The sequence below is a fragment of the Mesorhizobium sp. WSM4935 genome (genome assembly GCF_029625735.1).
GTDB lineage: Bacteria > Pseudomonadota > Alphaproteobacteria > Rhizobiales > Rhizobiaceae > Mesorhizobium.
Genome location: NZ_JARTVR010000003.1, coordinates 14396 through 32167 on the forward strand (window position 1 = coordinate 14396; position 17772 = coordinate 32167).

At 62.7% G+C, this 17772-nt stretch carries 15 protein-coding genes; 11 read left to right on the forward strand and 4 right to left on the reverse strand.

Features of this window, described 5'->3' with window-relative positions; translation table 11 throughout:
• The first annotated feature begins 27 nt into the window (after positions 1-27).
• Positions 28-459 (forward strand): 50S ribosomal protein L17, encoded by a 432-nt coding sequence (gene rplQ / locus P9273_RS08070; RefSeq protein ID WP_040994642.1) that lies wholly within the window; start codon positions 28-30, stop codon positions 457-459.
• Between the two features lie 62 nt (positions 460-521).
• Here the strand turns inward: rplQ and P9273_RS08075 are convergent, their stop codons facing one another.
• A complete protein-coding gene (locus P9273_RS08075; RefSeq protein WP_278048412.1) occupies positions 522-1148 on the reverse strand; it encodes a hypothetical protein in 627 nt (208 codons plus the stop codon).
• A 135-nt stretch (positions 1149-1283) separates the two neighbouring features.
• Here P9273_RS08075 and P9273_RS08080 point away from each other — a divergent pair, with 135 nt between their 5' ends.
• The 7 genes from P9273_RS08080 (at position 1284) to P9273_RS08110 (ending at position 10234) form a co-directional block, all read left to right on the forward strand.
• On the forward strand, positions 1284-2771 hold the full coding sequence (locus P9273_RS08080) for a DegQ family serine endoprotease (RefSeq protein ID WP_040994647.1): 1488 nt from the start codon (positions 1284-1286) through the stop codon (positions 2769-2771).
• A 47-nt stretch (positions 2772-2818) separates the two neighbouring features.
• Entirely contained in the window at positions 2819-4129 is a 1311-nt protein-coding gene (locus P9273_RS08085; RefSeq protein ID WP_278048413.1) for a replication-associated recombination protein A, read from the forward strand.
• 184 nt (positions 4130-4313) lie between these two features.
• Positions 4314-5141: an aspartyl/asparaginyl beta-hydroxylase domain-containing protein gene (locus P9273_RS08090; RefSeq protein ID WP_278048414.1), complete on the forward strand. Its 828-nt coding sequence runs from the start codon at positions 4314-4316 to the stop codon at positions 5139-5141.
• A gap of 151 nt (positions 5142-5292) precedes the next feature.
• Positions 5293-6273 carry an RluA family pseudouridine synthase gene (locus tag P9273_RS08095; protein ID WP_278048415.1) on the forward strand — a complete coding sequence of 327 codons (981 nt, stop codon included), beginning with the start codon at positions 5293-5295 and terminating at the stop codon, positions 6271-6273.
• Between the two features lie 45 nt (positions 6274-6318).
• Positions 6319-7194, forward strand: a complete 876-nt coding sequence (locus P9273_RS08100) for a DMT family transporter (protein WP_278049007.1) — start codon at positions 6319-6321, stop codon at positions 7192-7194.
• A gap of 114 nt (positions 7195-7308) precedes the next feature.
• Complete coding sequence (locus P9273_RS08105; protein WP_278048416.1) at positions 7309-8100, forward strand: ATP12 family chaperone protein; 792 nt, start codon at positions 7309-7311, stop codon at positions 8098-8100.
• Between the two features lie 244 nt (positions 8101-8344).
• Entirely contained in the window at positions 8345-10234 is a 1890-nt protein-coding gene (locus P9273_RS08110) for an MFS transporter (RefSeq protein WP_278048417.1), read from the forward strand.
• A gap of 180 nt (positions 10235-10414) precedes the next feature.
• Here P9273_RS08110 and P9273_RS08115 read toward each other — a convergent pair whose 3' ends face one another.
• On the reverse strand, positions 10415-10609 hold the full coding sequence (locus P9273_RS08115; protein ID WP_278048418.1) for a DUF2735 domain-containing protein: 195 nt from the start codon (positions 10607-10609) through the stop codon (positions 10415-10417).
• Between the two features lie 313 nt (positions 10610-10922).
• On the opposite strand from P9273_RS08115, the gene P9273_RS08120 reads away from it, so the two are divergent.
• On the forward strand, positions 10923-11963 hold the full coding sequence (locus P9273_RS08120) for a glutamine synthetase beta-grasp domain-containing protein (RefSeq protein WP_040994661.1): 1041 nt from the start codon (positions 10923-10925) through the stop codon (positions 11961-11963).
• 177 nt (positions 11964-12140) lie between these two features.
• Here P9273_RS08120 and glnA read toward each other — a convergent pair whose 3' ends face one another.
• Together glnA and P9273_RS08130 are read right to left on the reverse strand one after the other, a co-directional pair.
• Entirely contained in the window at positions 12141-13550 is a 1410-nt protein-coding gene (gene glnA, locus P9273_RS08125) for a type I glutamate--ammonia ligase (RefSeq protein ID WP_278048419.1), read from the reverse strand.
• Positions 13551-13593: 43 nt separating this feature from the next.
• Complete coding sequence (locus P9273_RS08130) at positions 13594-13932, reverse strand: P-II family nitrogen regulator (protein WP_040994665.1); 339 nt, start codon at positions 13930-13932, stop codon at positions 13594-13596.
• 349 nt (positions 13933-14281) lie between these two features.
• Here P9273_RS08130 and P9273_RS08135 point away from each other — a divergent pair, with 349 nt between their 5' ends.
• Positions 14282-15799: an NAD(P)H-hydrate dehydratase gene (locus P9273_RS08135; protein WP_278049009.1), complete on the forward strand. Its 1518-nt coding sequence runs from the start codon at positions 14282-14284 to the stop codon at positions 15797-15799.
• A 14-nt stretch (positions 15800-15813) separates the two neighbouring features.
• Entirely contained in the window at positions 15814-17772 is a 1959-nt protein-coding gene (locus P9273_RS08140; RefSeq protein WP_278048421.1) for a hypothetical protein, read from the forward strand.

A 17772-nucleotide genomic window follows, 5' to 3' on the forward strand; every position in this document is an offset into this window, starting at 1 on the left:
TTGAACAACTGAAGAAGGAAAAGAGCCATGCGCCACGGTTTCAAAGGCCGTCGCTTCGCCCGCAGCGTAAGCCACCGCAAGTCGATGTTCGCCAACCTCGCCGTGTCTCTGATCGAGCACGAGCAGATCGTCACCACGCTGCCGAAGGCGAAGGACCTGCGTCCGATCGTCGAGAAGCTCGTCACGCTCGGCAAGCGCGGCGACCTGCACGCCCGTCGTCAGGTCATCGCCCAGATCGGCAACGAGCCGATCGTGAAGCGCCTGTTCGACACGATTGCGCCGCGTTACGCGCAGCGCAACGGTGGCTATCTGCGCATCATGAAGGCGGGCTTCCGCAAGGGCGACAACGCCGCGATGGCGGTCATCGAATTCGTCGATCGCGACACCTCGGCCAAGGGCGCCGCCGACCGCGCCCGCATCGAGGCGGAAGGCGCCAATGAGGAAGCCGCGGCCGCCTGAGCCCCGCGTTTCCTCAATGGCTTCAAGGGGCCTTCGGGCCCCTTTTTGCGTTTTGTGAGCAGCTATCGAAGCAGATCAAGATAGTCCTGACCGCTCAGCGAGCGCCAGTTGAATGCTCCAGGTATCTCTTCTGTGGCAGCCTGCGGGTACGAGTAGATGCTATCGACCTTCGTTCGAGAATCGACATCTCTAACAAGCTGGGACAACGTCGACTCGCCCAAATATTCGATCGCCTCTCGATCATCGATGAAAGCGGTGTCGACCTGAAAGTGAATCTGGATGCAGCCGGTGCAGATGTTCAGCAGAATATCGTCGCTCAACGCTGCATAATAGACGGTTGCCTGTCTGGAATCCCATAAGCCCGCCGAGAGGAATTCCGAAGGCTTCGTCTCACCGGAGAATCCGTCCAAAGACAATCTCAGCCTCTCGGTCAGTGTTGCAGATTTGCCCCTGAGTTGGGTTGCCCCTTCGATCTGAAACCAGTTCATCTGGTACGGAGCTGCACTGTCGAAGGAAATCTCCAGCTTGCCGAAGAACCAGTAGACAGGGACAGGGTGGTCATGATCGACATTCCAGCCGTCTGGTGGACCGAGCGCCGTGGCGATGTCCTTGAGCGTCATGTCAGGGGTTACCGGCCCTAAGTTGCCGGTAGCCAAAAGATCGCGGAATGAAGCGAGTTGTTTTTTCATGAGATCGGCCACGGTACCTGATTGCGGATGCAGCTATAGCCGGTTACTGGCTGAAAATAATTCGGTTTCATCGCCTTAGCCTTTCATTCTGCACATTCGTCGGGACAATGGCGCCCGATTTGGAGGGATTCGAAAATGCGCCTCAAACGACTGTTTCTTGTTGCCGCGCTGGCCGTCTTCGCCGCGGCACCGGCCGCAAGACAGGCTTTTGCCGAGAATGCCGCCAAGCCGGCCGATCCGGGCCTCTCCGATGTGCTGACCGATCTGCTGCATGGAGTCGAAGGCGAGAACGGCACGTCCGGCCCCGACAAGCGCGTGCCGTTCGGCCGCGAGGAGGTGCAGCTCTCCTTTGCGCCGCTGGTCAAGCAGACGGCCCCGGCCGTCGTCAACGTCTATGCCTCGCAAACCGCAAAGGTGACGTCGCCTTTCGAAGGCGATCCCTTCTTCGAGGAGTTCTTCGGCCGCGCCCAGCCGCGCGCGCAGTCCTCGCTGGGCTCAGGCGTGCTCGTCGATCCGAGCGGCGTCATTGTCACCAACTTCCACGTCATCAAGGACGCCGACGAGGTGAAGGTCGCGACCGCCGACGGACGTGAATTCACGTCCAAGGTCATGCTTAAGGACGAGACGCTTGATCTCGCCGTGCTCAAGATCTCGGCCGACAAGCCTTTCCCGGTGATTGCAATCGGCGATTCCGACGCGCTCGAGGTCGGCGACCTGGTGCTCGCCATCGGCAACCCGTTCGGCGTCGGCCAGACCACCACCAGCGGCATTGTCTCGGCACTCGCCCGCAGCCATATCGGCGTCTCGGATTCGGGCTATTTCATCCAGACCGATGCGGCCATCAATCCGGGCAATTCGGGTGGCGCGCTGATCAACATGGGAGGCCAGCTGGTCGGCATCAACACGGCGATCTATAGCCGCAGCGGCGGCTCGATCGGCATCGGCTTCGCCATTCCTTCGAACATGGTGCGCGCCTTCGCCGACGCCGCCAAGGCCGGGCTGGACTTCTTCGAGCGTCCCTATATCGGTGCGGAATTCGAACTGGTGACCCCGCAGATCGCCGAATCGCTCGGCATGGAGAAGCCGACCGGGGCCCTGGTGTCGTCCGTGGATGCGGCCGGGCCTGCCGGCAAGGCCGGCCTGAAGCCCGGCGACGTCATCCTGTCGCTCAACAACACGCCGGTCGAAAGCATCGAAGCGCTCGACTACCGCATGGCGACGCTGTCGATCGGCACCAAGGCGACGTTCGCCGTGCTGAGCAAGGGGCAGCAGGCGACGCTCGAAATCCCGCTGGAGCGCGCGCCTGAAGGCGCCAAGCCCAGCGAGGTCACCCTGCGTGGCCGCAGTCCCTTTTCCGGCGCCAAGGTCGCGGAGCTGTCGCCCAGGCTTGCCCAGCGGCTTGGCCTGCGCACCGATCTCAAGGGCGTCACCGTCGTCGATATCAGCCACGATTCGCCGGCCGCCGATTTCGGCTTCCAGCCCGGCGATATCGTGCGCGAGGTGAACGGCACCACCATCGACACCGCGGCGACGCTGGCGCAGGTTGCCCAGCAGGACACGCGTTGGTGGCGCTTTACCGTCGAGCGCGGTGGGCAGATACTGCGCCAGGTGTTGCGCTATTGAGGCGGTCTTCCCATCTCTGAAGATCGCGTTTCAAACAAAAGACTTGCATGGCCGATCTGTTCAGTTCCGATGAGCCGGAAAAGGCGCCGCCCGGGCGGCCGCTGGCCGACCGGCTGCGCCCAAAAAACCTCGGCGAGGTCGTTGGCCAGGAGCATCTGACCGGCCCCGACGGCGCGCTGACCAGGTTGATCGATTCCGGCTCGCTCGGCTCGATGATCTTCTGGGGTCCGCCCGGCACCGGCAAGACGACGGTGGCGCGGCTGTTGGCCGGCGAAACCAACCTTGCCTTCGAGCAGATCTCTGCCGTGTTCTCCGGCGTCGCGGACCTCAAGAAAGTGTTCGAGGCGGCGAAGCTCAGGCGCGCCAACGGCCGCCAGACGCTGCTCTTCGTCGACGAGATCCATCGCTTCAACCGCGCCCAGCAGGACGGGTTTTTGCCGGTGATGGAAGACGGCACCGTGGTGCTGGTCGGCGCCACCACGGAGAACCCGTCCTTTGAACTGAATGCAGCGCTTCTGTCGCGAGCGCGCGTGCTGGTGTTCCGTTCACTGGGCGAGGACAGCATCGCCAAGCTTCTGGCGCGGGCGGAAGAAGCCGAGGGCAGGGCGCTGCCGCTCGACGACGAGGCGCGCGCGATGCTGATCCGCATGGCGGACGGCGATGGCCGCGCCTCGCTGACCCTGGCCGAGGAAGTGTGGCGCGCCGCCAAGAAAGGCGAGGTGTTCGGCCCGGAAGGACTGCAGCGCGTCATCCAGCGCCGCGCACCGATCTACGACAAGGGCCAGGATGGCCATTACAATCTGATCTCGGCGCTCCACAAATCGGTGCGCGGCTCCGATCCGGATGCGGCGCTCTATTATCTTGCCCGCATGTTCGATGCCGGCGAGGATCCGCTCTATCTCGGCCGCCGGCTGGTGCGCATGGCGGTGGAGGATATCGGGCTCGCCGATCCTCAGGCGCTTGTTGTCGCCAATGCGGCCAAGGACGCCTATGACTATCTTGGCTCGCCCGAGGGCGAGCTCGCCTTCGCCCAGGCCGCCGTTTATCTCGCCACTGCGCCGAAATCGAACGCGGTCTACACGGCCTTCAAGGCTGCGACCGCGGCGGCCAAGGAGTTCGGTTCGCTGCTGCCCCCCAAGCACATCCTCAATGCGCCGACCAAGCTGATGAAGCAGGAGGATTACGGCGCCGGCTACCGCTACGATCATGACGAGCCGGACGCGTTTTCCGGCCAGGATTATTTTCCGGAAAAGATGGGCCGGCACACTTTCTACGATCCGCCGGAACGCGGGTTCGAACGCGATATCCGCAAGCGGCTGGAATATTGGGCGAAGCTGCGCAGCGAACGGAACAGCTGACTTGCGCGGCCCGGTGGTCGGCATGCTTCGAGCCTTCCAATTCCGAATATTTATGTTGGCCGGCCGATGGGCCTGCGCGACGGCATTGTGCCGGGAAATAAAAAATCCTATCAAGACGCACGGCTGGCGGGGGTCGCCGTGATTTTGTCCCATGGAACAGGATCGCGCTCCCGCGCGAATGACAATGAAAAAGCAAACCGTCAAGTCGCTCCGCAAGGCCGCCGTCGCGATCGTGGTTCTCGCGCTCGCCTTCTACTTCATCCCGATCCTGACCGCGATCTGGGTCGTCTGCGGCCTGATCGATGTCATGCGCAACGACCAGAAGGACTGGAAGCTTTTCGACCGCTACTTCCTCGGCAATGGCCTGTTCACCTGGCTGCTGTCGCCGTTCAACCTGATCGTCGACCTTCTCTGCTACCGCAACCCCGGCGTCTGGAAGCCCGAGCAGTTCCCTGAGGACTACCAGCGCGAGATCAACGAGGTCCTGGGCGTCTTCAAGGCTCGCAAGGACGAGATCATCGCCGACATCGACGCCAATTTCGGCGCCGGCCGGCGCGGCATGTATGTCTACCAGTGGTACGGCAAGCACAAGATCGACAACGTTCCCGAGTTCAACAAGGACTACAAATACATCAAGACGATCGCGGTATCCGTTTTCAGCAAGCGTGAATCCACGTCCTGGCATTTCGGTCCGCTTCGTCTCAGCCTGCGCATTCTCTACAATCTGATCCCGGTGCAGGCGGAGATCTTCGTCCAGTGCGGCAGCAAGAAGAACTATTGGTACGACAATCCTTTGTTCATCTTCGACGACACACTGTTCCATCGTTCGGTCAACGAATATGACGGCCGCCGCTACTGCGTCTTCGTCGACATCATCCGCCCGTCTCCATTCCCAAGGCTTATCGCGGGCCTCCTCTCCATCGTCTCGGTCAGCGTGGAGCGCATCAATTCGGTCTTCTACAAGAACTGGAAGATGATCGGCTCGTCCAAGCCGAAGGCCGCCGCCAACTGATCACGACGCCTCTTCAATCTCGTGGCCTGGCCGGATGGGCCGAGCCTCGGATGTCTGCTCTTGGGGTAATCGTCCGGCTTTGTTGGGTCTTTGGCTCGCAACATCCTCGCCTTAGTGCTATGGCGCCGCTTTCAAACGGAAAAGCGTATCCATGGCAGGTGTTGAACAGATCACGGTTGAGGCCGGCGAGGCGGGCATGCGGCTCGACCGCTGGTTCAAGGTCCATTATCCGGGCCTCGGCTTCGGCCACCTGCAAAAGCTCTTGCGTTCGGGCCAGATTCGCGTCGATGGCGGCCGGGTAAAGGCCGATACCCGCGTCGAGCCCGGCCAATCCGTGCGCATCCCGCCGCTCGACGTCGACAAGAAGGGCGATGCGCCGCTCACCGGCCACTCGATCCGCAACCAGGGCGATGCCGACGTGCTCGCCAAGATGCTTTTGCACGAGGACCCGAAAGTCTTCGTCTTCAACAAGCCGGCGGGGCTCGCCGTGCAGGGCGGTTCCGGCGTCACCCGCAATGTCGATGACATGCTGGAGGCTTGGCGGAACCAGAAGGGTGAGAAGCCCCGTCTCGTCCACCGCCTCGACCGCGACACGTCCGGCGTGCTGGTGGTGGCCCGCACCCGTCTCGCTGCGATGAAGCTTTCGGAAGCGTTCCGCGCACGCGACACCAAGAAGACCTATTGGGCGCTGGTCAAGGGCGTGCCGGCGAAGCGCGAAGACAAGATCTCGACCTGGCTGGTCAAGGAGGCGACGCCGGACGGCGACCGCGTACGCATCGCCAAGCATGGCGAGAAGGGCGCCGATCATGCCGTCTCCTATTACCGTGTCGTCGAGCAGGCGGCGCAGTCGTTGTCATGGCTGGAAATGGAGCCTTACACCGGCCGCACCCATCAGCTTCGCGTCCACGCCGCCCATATCGGCTGCCCGATCATCGGCGATCCCAAATACTTCGAAGCCGACACCAATTGGGAATTCCCGGGCGGCATCCAGAACCGTCTGCATCTCCATGCCCGCCGCATCGTCATCCCGCATCCCGACCAGGGCGTGATCGACGTCACGGCGCCGATGCCGCCGCATATGCGCCAGAGCTGGAACCTGCTCGGCTTCGACGAACAAAGCGCGGAGGATTGAGATTTGACTGCTGCGTCCGTATTGGATCGCCGCGACGCGGTCGACATGGCGGCGGCGGCCATCATGGTCGGGTTGACCTTCTCCTGGGGGCTGAACTACGTCGCCGCCAAGGTCTCCTATGCAGGCTACGACCCTGTCTTCGTCTCGATCGCCCGTTCGCTCATCGGGGGAGCTTGCGTCTTCGCCTGGTGCCGGCTGCGCGGCATCAAGCTGTTCGAAGCGGATGGGACGCTGGCCGCCGGCATCGTCGTCGGCGTGCTCTTCGGCGTCGAGTTCCTGTGCCTCTATATCGGGCTCGAATACACGACCGTTGCCCGCAACACGCTCCTGGTCAACACCATGCCCTTCTGGGTGCTGATCGGCGGCCATTTCCTGCTTGGCGAGCGCATCAACGCGCGCAAGCTCGGCGGTCTTGTTCTCGCCTTCTGCGGCCTGGCGGCGGTTTTCTCCGACGGCATCGTTGCGGGCAGCGACGCGACACTGACCGGCGATCTGCTCAGTCTCGGCTCGGGCATTCTCTGGGCGGCGACCAGCATCGTCATCAAGCGATCGAAGCTGGTCGAGACGCGCGCAGAGAAGCTGCTGCTCTATCAACTGGCCGGCGCCGCTGTCGTCGGTGTCCTGGCGATGCCTTTCGCCGGCCCGCCGATCCGGGCGGTGGCCGCCTTGCCGACCCTCGCGCTGTTGTTCCAGTCTTTCTATATCGTCGCCTTCACCTATGTGTTGTGGTTCTGGCTGCTCACGCGCTATCCGGCGGCCGGCCTGTCGAGCTTCGCCTTCCTGTCGCCGGTGTTCGGCGTTCTGTGCGGCGCGGTGCTGTTGGGCGAGCCGCCGACGGTCAGGATAATCCTGGCACTCGGCCTGATCGCGGCTGGGCTGATCATCGTCAACCGACCGGCACGCAGGCAGCCAGCACCCTAAGTCAGCTCGCCGCTTCGCGGAAACGGCAAGCTGCTTTATCTGTTTGTTGTTTTGGAGCAATTCCGGACGGAAAACCGCTTCACACTTTCCCTGGAATTGCTCTAGGAGTTCGGCATGCGCGACATTTTCGAAGACCTCGAAGCCGGAAAATTGCTTTCCGATCCCGATCCGGTGCGGCGCGCTCAGATCCAGATGAAGACACCGCTGCCGAAGCGTTTCTACAAGGCCGTTTCGGTTGTCCCAGTGGAAAACGGTTTTGCGGTGCATCTCGACGGCCGGCCCGTGCGCACGCCGGGCAAGGCCGTGATGGTGCTGCCGACCGAAAAGGCTGCAGCACTGGTGGCCGATGAATTCAGCGCCCAGTCCGAAGTCATCGATCCCGTGACGATGCCTGTGATGCGGCTCGTCAACACCGCCATCGACGGCGTCGCCTCCGACCCGCAGGCGGTGCTGGAGGATGTGCTGCGCTTCGCCTCGTCCGATCTGCTCTGCTATCGCGCCGACAGTCCGCAAGGCCTGATCGACCGTCAGAACAAGCTCTGGGATCCGGTGCTCGATTGGGCACGCAGCAGCCTCGGGGCGCGCTTCAACCTCGCCGAAGGTGTCATCCATGTCGAGCAGCCGCGCGAAGCGATCGTCATCCTCGGCGCGCATCTTGGTCAACGATCCGAGCCGGTGCGGCTGGCCGCCATCCATGTCATGACGGCACTGACCGGTTCGGCGCTGCTGGCTTTGGCCGTCGATTTCGGCGAGATCGACGCCGAGGAGGCTTGGGCCGCGGCCCATGTCGACGAGGACTGGCAGATCGAGCATTGGGGCCAGGACGCCGAGGCGATGGCACGTCGCTCGGCCCGCAAGCGCGACATGATGGCGGCGGTCAGCCTGCTCGAGGCGCTGCAAGGCTAAAGCAATTCCAGGGCAGCGGCTTTCCGTCCAACAATTGCGCGAGGCTAGGCCACCCCACAAGCGTCGCGCCGCTCTCGCAGCGCACCTAATACCAAAGTCATAATCCCATCGTCGCGGTGCCTTTCGCCCGCCCTTTCTGTCATTTTTTCCTTCGTTGGCTGCTTTTTCGAGTCCGCGTTCGCAGGTGCGCGGACGCTGGCGCGCAGCCATCGAGGACAGACGGGATCCACGGGAGGATACATCAATGGCAATGGCTTCGACTGCCGGCGGAACAAGCCGCGGCATGACGCGGGAGGAAAAGAAGGTCATCTTTGCCTCTTCGCTCGGCACCGTGTTCGAGTGGTACGATTTTTATCTTTACGGCTCGCTGGCCGCCTTCATCGGCGCGACCTTCTTCAGCCCGACCATCCCCGAAGCGACGCGCAACATCTTCGCGCTGCTGGCATTCGCCGCCGGCTTCCTTGTCCGTCCGTTCGGCGCATTGGTGTTCGGCCGCATCGGCGACCTCGTCGGCCGCAAATACACTTTCCTCGTCACTATGACGATCATGGGCCTGTCGACATTCCTGGTCGGCCTTTTGCCCGGCTATGCCAGCTGGGGCATCGCGGCGCCGGTGATCCTGATCGTGCTGCGCATGCTGCAGGGTCTGGCGCTGGGCGGCGAATATGGCGGCGCCGCAACCTATGTCGCCGAGCATGCGCCTGACGACCGCCGCGGCTTCTACACCTCCTGGATCCAGACCACGGCAACGCTCGGCCTGTTCCTGTCGCTGGTCGTCATCCTGATCGTGCAGGGCTCGCTCAGCAAGGAAACCTACGCGGCTTGGGGTTGGCGCATTCCCTTCATCGTTTCCTTCCTCCTGCTCGCCATTTCGATCTGGATCCGGCTATCGCTTTCGGAATCGCCGACCTTCCAGCGCATGAAGGAAGAGGGGAAGGGCTCCAAGGCGCCGCTGTCGGAAGCCTTCGGCCAGTGGAAGAACGCCAAGATCGCGCTCCTGGCGCTGCTCGGCCTCACTGCCGGCCAAGCGGTCGTCTGGTACAACGGCCAGTTCTATGCGCTGTTCTTCCTGACGAACGTGCTGAAGGTCGACGCGCAGTCGGTCAATATCATGATCGCGATCGCGCTTGCGGTCGGTTCGATCTTCTTCGTCGTGTTCGGCTGGCTGTCCGACAAGATCGGCCGCAAGCCGATCATCATGGCTGGCCTCGCGCTCGCCATCGTCTGCACCTTCCCGCTGTTCAAGGCGCTGACCTGGGCCGCCAATCCGGCGCTGGCCACCGCCCAGCAGAACACGCGCGCTACGGTGACGGCGGCTCCCGGCGATTGCAGGTTCCAGTTCAATCCGGTCGGCACGGCGAAGTTCACGACATCCTGCGATATCGCCACTTCGTTCCTGACCAAGAACTCGGTGCCTTATGACGTCGTGACGACAGCCGCGCCTGGGACCGCGGCCACCGTCAAGATCGGCAACGAGACGGTGGAATCCTATGACGCCGTCGCCGCCGGCGATCAGGCCAAGGCCAAAGAAGCCGCCTTCCAAAAGGCAGTCAACATGTCGTTGCAGGACGGCGGTTATCCGCTGAAGCGCGCGGCGGCCAAGGTGCCGGACCAGAAGCTTGACGCCTTCATCGCGGCCAATCCGGAACTGAAGCTCGATGCCGCGGCGATCCGCGGCGGCGAGAAGACGACCGTTCCGGTGGACAAGGCGATCGCAGACAAGTTGCTGACCAAGGAGGAAGCGGCCGGCGCGCCCGAGATCACCGTCTATAACATCCCGGGCGGCGGTCCATTCGCCATGGTTGCCGACCCCCCCGCCGTGAACTGGCCGCTGACGATCGGCATCCTGTTCATCCTGGTGCTGTTCGTCACCATGGTCTATGGGCCGATCGCCGCGATCCTCGTCGAGATGTTCCCGACCCGCATCCGCTATACCGGCATGTCGTTGCCTTACCACATCGGCAATGGCTGGTTCGGCGGCCTGCTGCCGGCAACGGTGTTCGCGCTCAGCGCCTATAAGGGCGATATCTACTACGGTCTCTGGTACCCGGTGATTATCGCGGCGATGTCGCTCATCATCGGCATGATCTTCGTCAGGGACACGCTCGGCACCGACCTCCACGCCAAGGAGTGACCCAGAGCAATTCCAGGAAAACTGCGCAGCGGTTTTCCGTCCGGAATTGCGTAAAAACAATGAGTCAGAGCAGTTCGGCTGACCTATCAAGCGCTGAATTGCTCTGGTCATCCGCTCAACCAGAAGCCCGGCGCGAGCGATCGCGCCGGGCTTTTTTCGTTCCTGAACTCAAAGAGGCGATCAGCTCTTACGCTGCTGGTTCTCTTCCTCGATCGCCGCTTCGTGGTACCAGCCGTCGAAGTCGGCCAGTTCGCCGCGAAGCGCTGCAAGTTCTGCTGCGAATTTAGCCTTGGTGCCTAAATTTGAGGCAGACTTGCGTGCTGCAAGCGGGAACATCAGGATTTTTGCCGACGGACGCGATGGCGTAACTTGCACTGCCGATCCTCCTTGTCTTTCCAGGAGCGTCTCGATTCACCTTTCCACCAAGATAGGTTCTGCGATTCCTTTAGGCAATATGCCTACGAAAAGATCATCATATGCACATTATTTGAGCAACACCGGTCGCTGAACGATCAGAACGCATTGCTGAGGCGGCTCAGGAAAATCAATGCTTTGCCCTGACCATTTTGCCGCACCCCGCAAGATCGGAGTGGCATACGACTTGCTTTTTTAACCATCGGCAGGCCGGCTCGGTCCGGCCATGCGTCGATGCCGTCATGGCGGCGTCCAAGCAACGAGAGGCACTGGAATGACCAAATACAAGCTCGAGTATATCTGGCTCGACGGCTACACCCCGACCCCCAATCTGCGCGGCAAGACCCAGATCAAGGAGTTTGCCGAGTTCCCGACGCTCGAGCAGCTGCCGCTGTGGGGCTTCGACGGCTCCTCGACGAACCAGGCCGAAGGCCGCAGCTCGGACTGCGTGTTGAAGCCGGTGGCGGTTTATCCGGATCCGGCCCGCACCAACGGCGCCCTCGTCATGTGCGAGGTCATGATGCCCGACGGCGTCACGCCGCACCCGTCGAACAGCCGCGCGACCATCCTCGACGACGAGGACGCCTGGTTCGGCTTCGAGCAGGAATATTTCTTCTACAAGGACGGCCGTCCCCTCGGCTTCCCGGAAAGCGGCTATCCGGCGCCGCAGGGCCCGTATTATACCGGCGTCGGCTATAAGAATGTCGGCGACGTCGCCCGCCAGATCGTCGAGGAGCATCTCGACCTGTGCCTCGCCGCCGGCATCAACCATGAAGGCATCAACGCCGAAGTGGCCAAGGGCCAGTGGGAATTCCAGATTTTCGGCAAGGGCTCCAAAAAGGCCGCCGACCAGATCTGGATGGCGCGCTATCTGCTGCTGCGCCTGACCGAAAAATACGGCATCGACATCGAGTTCCACTGCAAGCCGCTCGGCGACACCGACTGGAACGGTTCGGGCATGCACTGCAACTTCTCGACCAAATACATGCGCGAAGTCGGCGGCAAAGCCTATTTCGAGGCGCTGATGGCGCAGTTCGAGAAGAACCTGATGGACCACATCGCCGTCTACGGTCCGGACAACGACAAGCGCCTGACCGGCAAACACGAGACCGCGCCGTGGAACAAGTTCTCCTACGGCGTCGCCGACCGCGGCGCTTCGATCCGCGTGCCGCATTCCTTCATCAAGAACGACTACAAGGGTTACCTGGAAGACCGTCGCCCGAACTCGCAGGGCGACCCCTACCAGATCGCCTCGCAGGTCCTGAAGACGATCTCGCAAGTCCCGACCGACGCGAAGGTCTCGGCAGCGGCCTGACTCCTTATCGGTGCGGGCCGGAAGGCCTGCAGTCAGCCTATGGAAAAAGCCCCGGTGGCAATGACCACCGGGGCTTTTTCGTGAACGTCGTGCTAGGCCGATTGCGGCTTCCATGCATTTGGCCACGAAAAAACCCCGGCTTGCGCCGGGGCCCTTTTTTGTCGGAAATGCAGTCGCTTAGACCGAATAGTACATGTCGTACTCGACCGGATGCGGGGTCATTTCGAAGCGCATGACTTCGGCCATCTTCAGCTCGATATAGGAGTCGATCTGGTCGTCGTCGAAGACGCCGCCGGCCTTCAGGAAGCCGCGGTCCTTGTCGAGGTTCTGCAGCGCCTCGCGCAGCGAACCGCAGACGGTCGGGATCTTCTTCAGTTCCTTCGGCGGCAGATCGTAGAGATCCTTGTCCATAGGCTGTCCCGGATGGATCTTGTTCTTGATGCCGTCGAGGCCTGCCATCAGCATGGCGGCAAAGCCGAGATAGGGGTTTGCGCCTGGATCGGGGAAGCGGACCTCGACGCGCTTCGACTTCGGCGAGGAGCCGAACGGAATGCGGCAGGAAGCCGAACGGTTGCGCGCCGAATACGCAAGCAGCACCGGCGCCTCATAGCCAGGCACCAGACGCTTGTAGGAGTTGGTTAGCGGGTTGGTGAAAGCGTTGATCGCCTTGGCGTGCTTGATGATGCCGCCGATGTAATAGAGGCAGGTCTCCGACAGGCCGGCATATTCGTTGCCGGCGAAGGTCGGCTTGCCGTTCTTCCAGATCGACTGGTGGACATGCATGCCCGAGCCGTTGTCGCCGAACACCGGCTTCGGCATGAAGGTTGCCGTCTTGCCGTAGGCATTGGCGACCTGGTGCACGACATATTTGTAGATCAGCATCTTGTCGGCGTTGCGCACCAGCGTGTCGAACTTGATGCCGAGCTCGTGCTGGGCGGCGGCAACCTCATGGTGATGCTTCTCGACGCGCACGCCCATCTCGGCGAGCACGGTCAGCATTTCGGAGCGCATGTCCTGGCAGGAATCGATCGGCGGCACAGGGAAATAGCCGCCCTTGATGCGCGGACGGTGGCCGAGGTTGCCGGTCTCGTAGTCGGTGTCGTCGTTGGACGGCAGCTCGGTCGAGTCGAGGCGGAAGCCGGTGTTGTAGGGATCGGCCTTGTATTTGACGTCGTCGAACACGAAGAACTCTGCTTCCGGGCCGACGAAGACCTGGTCACCGATGCCTTCGGATTTCATATAGGCTTCTGCCTTCTTGGCGGTGCCACGCGGATCGCGGTTATAGGCCTCGCCCGAGATCGGATCGAGGATGTCGCACAGGATCACCATGGTCGACTGCGCGAAGAACGGGTCCATGTGGACGGTGTCGGTGTCGGGCATCAGCACCATGTCGGACTCGTTGATCGCCTTCCAGCCGGCGATCGAGGAGCCGTCGAACATGACGCCATCGGCGAACATGTCTTCCTCGACCTCGACGACATCCATCGTCACATGCTGCAGCTTGCCTCGCGGATCCGTGAAGCGCAGGTCGACGAATTTTACGTCGTTGTCCTTAATCTGCTTCATGATGTCTTTGGCTGTCGTCATGTCATTTCTTCCCTGTGTGATGACGTCCGGAATGGGTTGAAGGTCAGATGGCGTCGATGCCGGTCTCGCCAGTGCGGATGCGCACGACTTCCTCTACGTTGGAGACGAAGATTTTTCCATCGCCGATGCGGCCGGTCTGCGCCGCCTTGCGGATGGCCTCGATGGCCCCTTCGACGGCGTCGTCGCCGAGCACCACCTCGATCTTCACCTTGGGCAGGAAGTCGACGACATATTCAGCGCCGCGATAAAGCTCGGTATGACCCTTCTGGCGACCGAAGCCCTTGGCCTCGGTGACCGTGATGCCTTGCAATCCGGCCTCCTGAAGCGCTTCCTTCACTTCGTCCAGCTTGAATGGCTTGATGATCGCTTCGATCTTTTTCATGTAAAAAGTGGCCTCCACTGCCAAGAAGACGGGTTGTGTGCCCCGCTTGCGCCTCCATCAAGCACGAACTGTGCCAATCGTGAGGAGTGCAGGCGGCGAGGGGTGTTTTCGAGCCCATGCCGCATACGGATACAAATTCGCGTCATCCGCTGCATCGGATGCGTCATGGACGCCCAAAGCCTATACATCGCTCCTCCTCAGGTCTGCGCAAAAAATGGGCAAACGGCGCAATTTGCAGGCAGAATCCCTCCCGTATGCCATCGCATGTGCAGGATAATGCCGCGATCGCACTGGTTTGCTTCGAACCGAAAACTGGACAATGCTTGATCGCATGGAGATCGGCAATCCCATGCGCAATGAACTTCTATCGCCGGCCGAAATGGCCGAGGCCGACAGACTGGCGATCGCGGCCGGACCGCTCGACGGCTATGGGTTGATGCAGCGTGCCGGCGAGGCGGTCGCTGCCGTCGTGCTTGGGCGCTACCCTGGCGCGAAGAAGGTGCACGTGCTGTGCGGCCCAGGCAACAATGGCGGCGATGGCTATGTCGTGGGGCGGCTGCTGGCCGAGGCCGGCGTCGATGTGGCCCTGTGGGCATCGGGCAAACCGCGGGCAGGCAGCGACGCCGCGCTCGCGGCGGCTGACTGTGCCCTGGAACGGCGTCCGCTTGCGGCCTTCACCGCGGAAGCCGGCTCGCTGGTCGTCGACGCGATCTATGGCGCAGGCTTGTCGAAACCTCTCACCGGCGACGTCAAGGGCGCGGTCGACATCGTGACGGCGATGGACCTGCCGGTTGTCGCGATCGACCTGCCTTCGGGCGTTTCCGGCGAAAGCGGCGAAGTCCTGGGCTCGGCATTTCGCGCGGCGCTCACGGTGACCTTCGCGCGAAAGAAGCCTGGGCACCTGCTTCTGCCCGGCCGCGAGCGATGCGGCGAGGTCGTGTTGGCCGACATCGGCATTCGCGACGAGATCATCGACGAGATCGCGCCGCAAGCCTTCGAGAACCTGCCCAGGCTCTGGATCCAGAACTTTCCCGCGCCGGCCGTCGACACGCATAAATACAGGCGCGGCCACACCAGCGTCTTTTCGGGCGGACCGTCGGCGACGGGCGCGGCGCGCCTTTCAGCGCTTGCGGCCGCAAGAAGCGGGGCCGGGGCCGTCACCGTGCTGTCGCCTGCCAACGCCATGCAGGTCAATGCGGCGCATCTGACCTCGATCATGCTGCGCAAGGTCGATGCGGTCGAGGACGTGCATGACCTTGTCGGCGATCGCCGGCCGTCCGCCTTCGTCCTTGGCCCCGGCTTCGGCATCGGCGACAAGGCGCGCGATTTCACGCTCGCCGTGCTCGCCAAGAACCGCCGGGACGGCGGCGTCGAGGGCCTCGTGCTCGACGCCGACGGCATCACCTCTTTCCGCAATGCGGCCCCGACGCTGTTCGAGGCCGCCGGCAGGCCGGACGCGCCGGCCTTGATCATGACGCCGCATGAGGGCGAGTTCGGCAGGTTGTTTGCGGACATTGCCGACAACAAGGCGCTGTCGAAGCTGGCCAGGGCGCGCCAAGCCGCACAGCGCGCCAATGCCGTGATCGTCTATAAGGGCGCCGACAGCGTGATCGCCGCGCCCGACGGCCGCGCCGCGATCAACAGCAACGGCGCGCGCTGGCTTGCCACCGCGGGTTCAGGCGATGTGCTGGCGGGCATTATCGCCGGGCTTCTCGCGCAAGGCATGCCGCCCTTCGAAGCGGCTTGCGCGGGAGTCTGGATCCATGCCGAAGCCGGCAGTCGTTTTGGGCCGGGTTTGATCGCAGAGGACCTGCCTCTGGCCATCGTGCCTGTTCTCAGCGAACTGACGCAGAGCGATGTCCGATGAAACGGCTGGGGTTCATGATTGCGGTCCTTCTCCTGACGGCTTCCGCTGCGCAATCGGCGCGCGCCGCCGATCGTCCTGTCACCATCGTCGATGACCCGAGCTTGCTCGCCACGCTTGACGCCAACGGATATGGTTTCGCCGGTCTCTTTGGCGTCGACGGCAAGGATGACCTGAAATCCCTCTACGACTCCGCACCGGCCTACCACGCCATCGTCGACACCGTGGCCGCCGACGTCGCCGCGTTGCGCGCCGACATGAAGGCCGGCGGCCGCACCCTCTACGAAGTGACCGACGGCAATGTCGGCCGCATCATCGACATGCGCTGGCTGAAGACGAGCGCCGCGCGCTTCCGTCTGGTAGGCGTCGTAAACCGGCTCGACCGGCGCGATTTCGCAGCATTTGGCAGCGAGACGAGCTGCGGCGAGGTGAGGTTCATCTATCGCCTTGCATATTCGTTCAAGAAGAACGGCAAGCAACTGGCCTCGCGCCTGCCGTTCAACTTCAGCGCCATATATGGCGTCGCTCCGGACGCCGACGGCGGTTGCACAGGCGCTGCCGGCCTCTGGAAGCCGCAGCTCGACGAAACGGTCGATGCCGGCTGGCTGACTGGCGGGCCGCTCGAAAAGGCTTCGCTATCCTTCAAGCAGCTCGAGCTCAACGCGCAGGTGGTGCGCTTTCCTTCCGGCCAGGAAACCGAATTCGGCGGGCAGGCCGCTTACCTGATGCGCATCTTCAGCATCGACGGCGCGACGGTCGGCGAGAAGCTTGCGCAGGATGCGGAATTGAAAGCCCGGCTTGCCGACTATGTTCGCGCCAATGCCGCGGCAGTCGATCTCGGCGTCTACGAAATTCCCGATGAGTTCCTGGCCCGGAAAGTCATCTCCTGGTCGACCTTCGGCAGCGCGAGGCAAGCCAATCACCCGTTCACGCCCTTGTTCGATCCGAAGGACTTCGCCGGGCTCGACTACTCGAAATTGTCCCTGCTGCGCACACCGGAAGCCCTGGTCGAGCGGCTCGACAACGGCGCCTGCCAGGGCTGTCATCAGGCGGGTTCGACCGCCGGCTTCCATTTCATCGGCCTCGACGATGCCACGACCTCGCCGCTCAACCGTCTCGAGGTCGGCATCTCGCCGCATCTCCATGCGGAGATTCCGCGCCGCGAGGCATGGCTGCAAGCGACCGCCGAGGGCAGGGAGCCCAACCGTTTTCGCCCGCTCTCCTTCGCGCCGCCCGCTGCTTGGAAGGACACTGGCGAGATCGCCTATGCGCCGGCCGAACCGGCGATGCCATGCCTGATGCCGGAAGACGCAAGCCGCTTCGGCGGCACCTGGCAATGCGGCGCCGGCACGGTTTGCACGCCGATCGCGACGGCTTCGGGGGTGAGGACCAAACTGGCGCAATGCCTGCTGCCGAAAGACAGTCCGGCGATGTTTTCCGGCCATCCTTGCCTTACCGGCGAGATCGCCAGCAACGCGGCGCAGCCTTTCAACGACCGCTACAAGATCACCGGCCAGTTCGCCGCTCCTGCGCCGGCGATCTCGCGCACCGCCTATACCTGCCGGCCGCCTAAGATCGGCGTGCCGGGTGGCTTCGCCTATCGTGCCTGCGACGACAAGGATCGCGCCTTCGCCGCCTTCAAACCAGGCAAGCCGATGCCCAGCGAAATCTGCGGACTGGTCGGGGGCAAAAAGTTCGACGTCTGCGTGGCCACCAACAATTTCGACCAGTGTCTGGGCGGCGCCGTCAATCGCGGCAACCGGCCGGCCTGCTCGGCCGACCATTTCTGCCGCGAGGATTATATGTGCCAGTCACTGCCGGCGGACACGCCGGGCGCGGCCAAGGTCAAGGGCATAGGCTTCTGCTCACCGACCTATTTCATTTTCCAGATGCGCATCGACAATCACGCCACGCCATGGGCGACCACGGCCCGTGCGAGCATGGGTGCCGGCTTTGGCGCGGCAGCCGAGGAATAA

What these genes read in the sequence shown, in the direction of transcription:
- rplQ (WP_040994642.1), top strand. Translation starts at nt 28, where the DNA reads ATGCGCCACGGTTTCAAAGGCCGTCGCTTCGCCCGCAGCGTAAGCCAC.
- P9273_RS08075 (WP_278048412.1), bottom strand. Translation starts at nt 1,148, where the DNA reads ATGAAAAAACAACTCGCTTCATTCCGCGATCTTTTGGCTACCGGCAAC.
- P9273_RS08080 (WP_040994647.1), top strand. Translation starts at nt 1,284, where the DNA reads ATGCGCCTCAAACGACTGTTTCTTGTTGCCGCGCTGGCCGTCTTCGCC.
- P9273_RS08085 (WP_278048413.1), top strand. Translation starts at nt 2,819, where the DNA reads ATGGCCGATCTGTTCAGTTCCGATGAGCCGGAAAAGGCGCCGCCCGGG.
- P9273_RS08090 (WP_278048414.1), top strand. Translation starts at nt 4,314, where the DNA reads ATGAAAAAGCAAACCGTCAAGTCGCTCCGCAAGGCCGCCGTCGCGATC.
- P9273_RS08095 (WP_278048415.1), top strand. Translation starts at nt 5,293, where the DNA reads ATGGCAGGTGTTGAACAGATCACGGTTGAGGCCGGCGAGGCGGGCATG.
- P9273_RS08100 (WP_278049007.1), top strand. Translation starts at nt 6,319, where the DNA reads ATGGCGGCGGCGGCCATCATGGTCGGGTTGACCTTCTCCTGGGGGCTG.
- P9273_RS08105 (WP_278048416.1), top strand. Translation starts at nt 7,309, where the DNA reads ATGCGCGACATTTTCGAAGACCTCGAAGCCGGAAAATTGCTTTCCGAT.
- P9273_RS08110 (WP_278048417.1), top strand. Translation starts at nt 8,345, where the DNA reads ATGGCAATGGCTTCGACTGCCGGCGGAACAAGCCGCGGCATGACGCGG.
- P9273_RS08120 (WP_040994661.1), top strand. Translation starts at nt 10,923, where the DNA reads ATGACCAAATACAAGCTCGAGTATATCTGGCTCGACGGCTACACCCCG.
- glnA (WP_278048419.1), bottom strand. Translation starts at nt 13,550, where the DNA reads ATGACGACAGCCAAAGACATCATGAAGCAGATTAAGGACAACGACGTA.
- P9273_RS08130 (WP_040994665.1), bottom strand. Translation starts at nt 13,932, where the DNA reads ATGAAAAAGATCGAAGCGATCATCAAGCCATTCAAGCTGGACGAAGTG.
- P9273_RS08135 (WP_278049009.1), top strand. Translation starts at nt 14,282, where the DNA reads ATGCGCAATGAACTTCTATCGCCGGCCGAAATGGCCGAGGCCGACAGA.
- P9273_RS08140 (WP_278048421.1), top strand. Translation starts at nt 15,814, where the DNA reads ATGATTGCGGTCCTTCTCCTGACGGCTTCCGCTGCGCAATCGGCGCGC.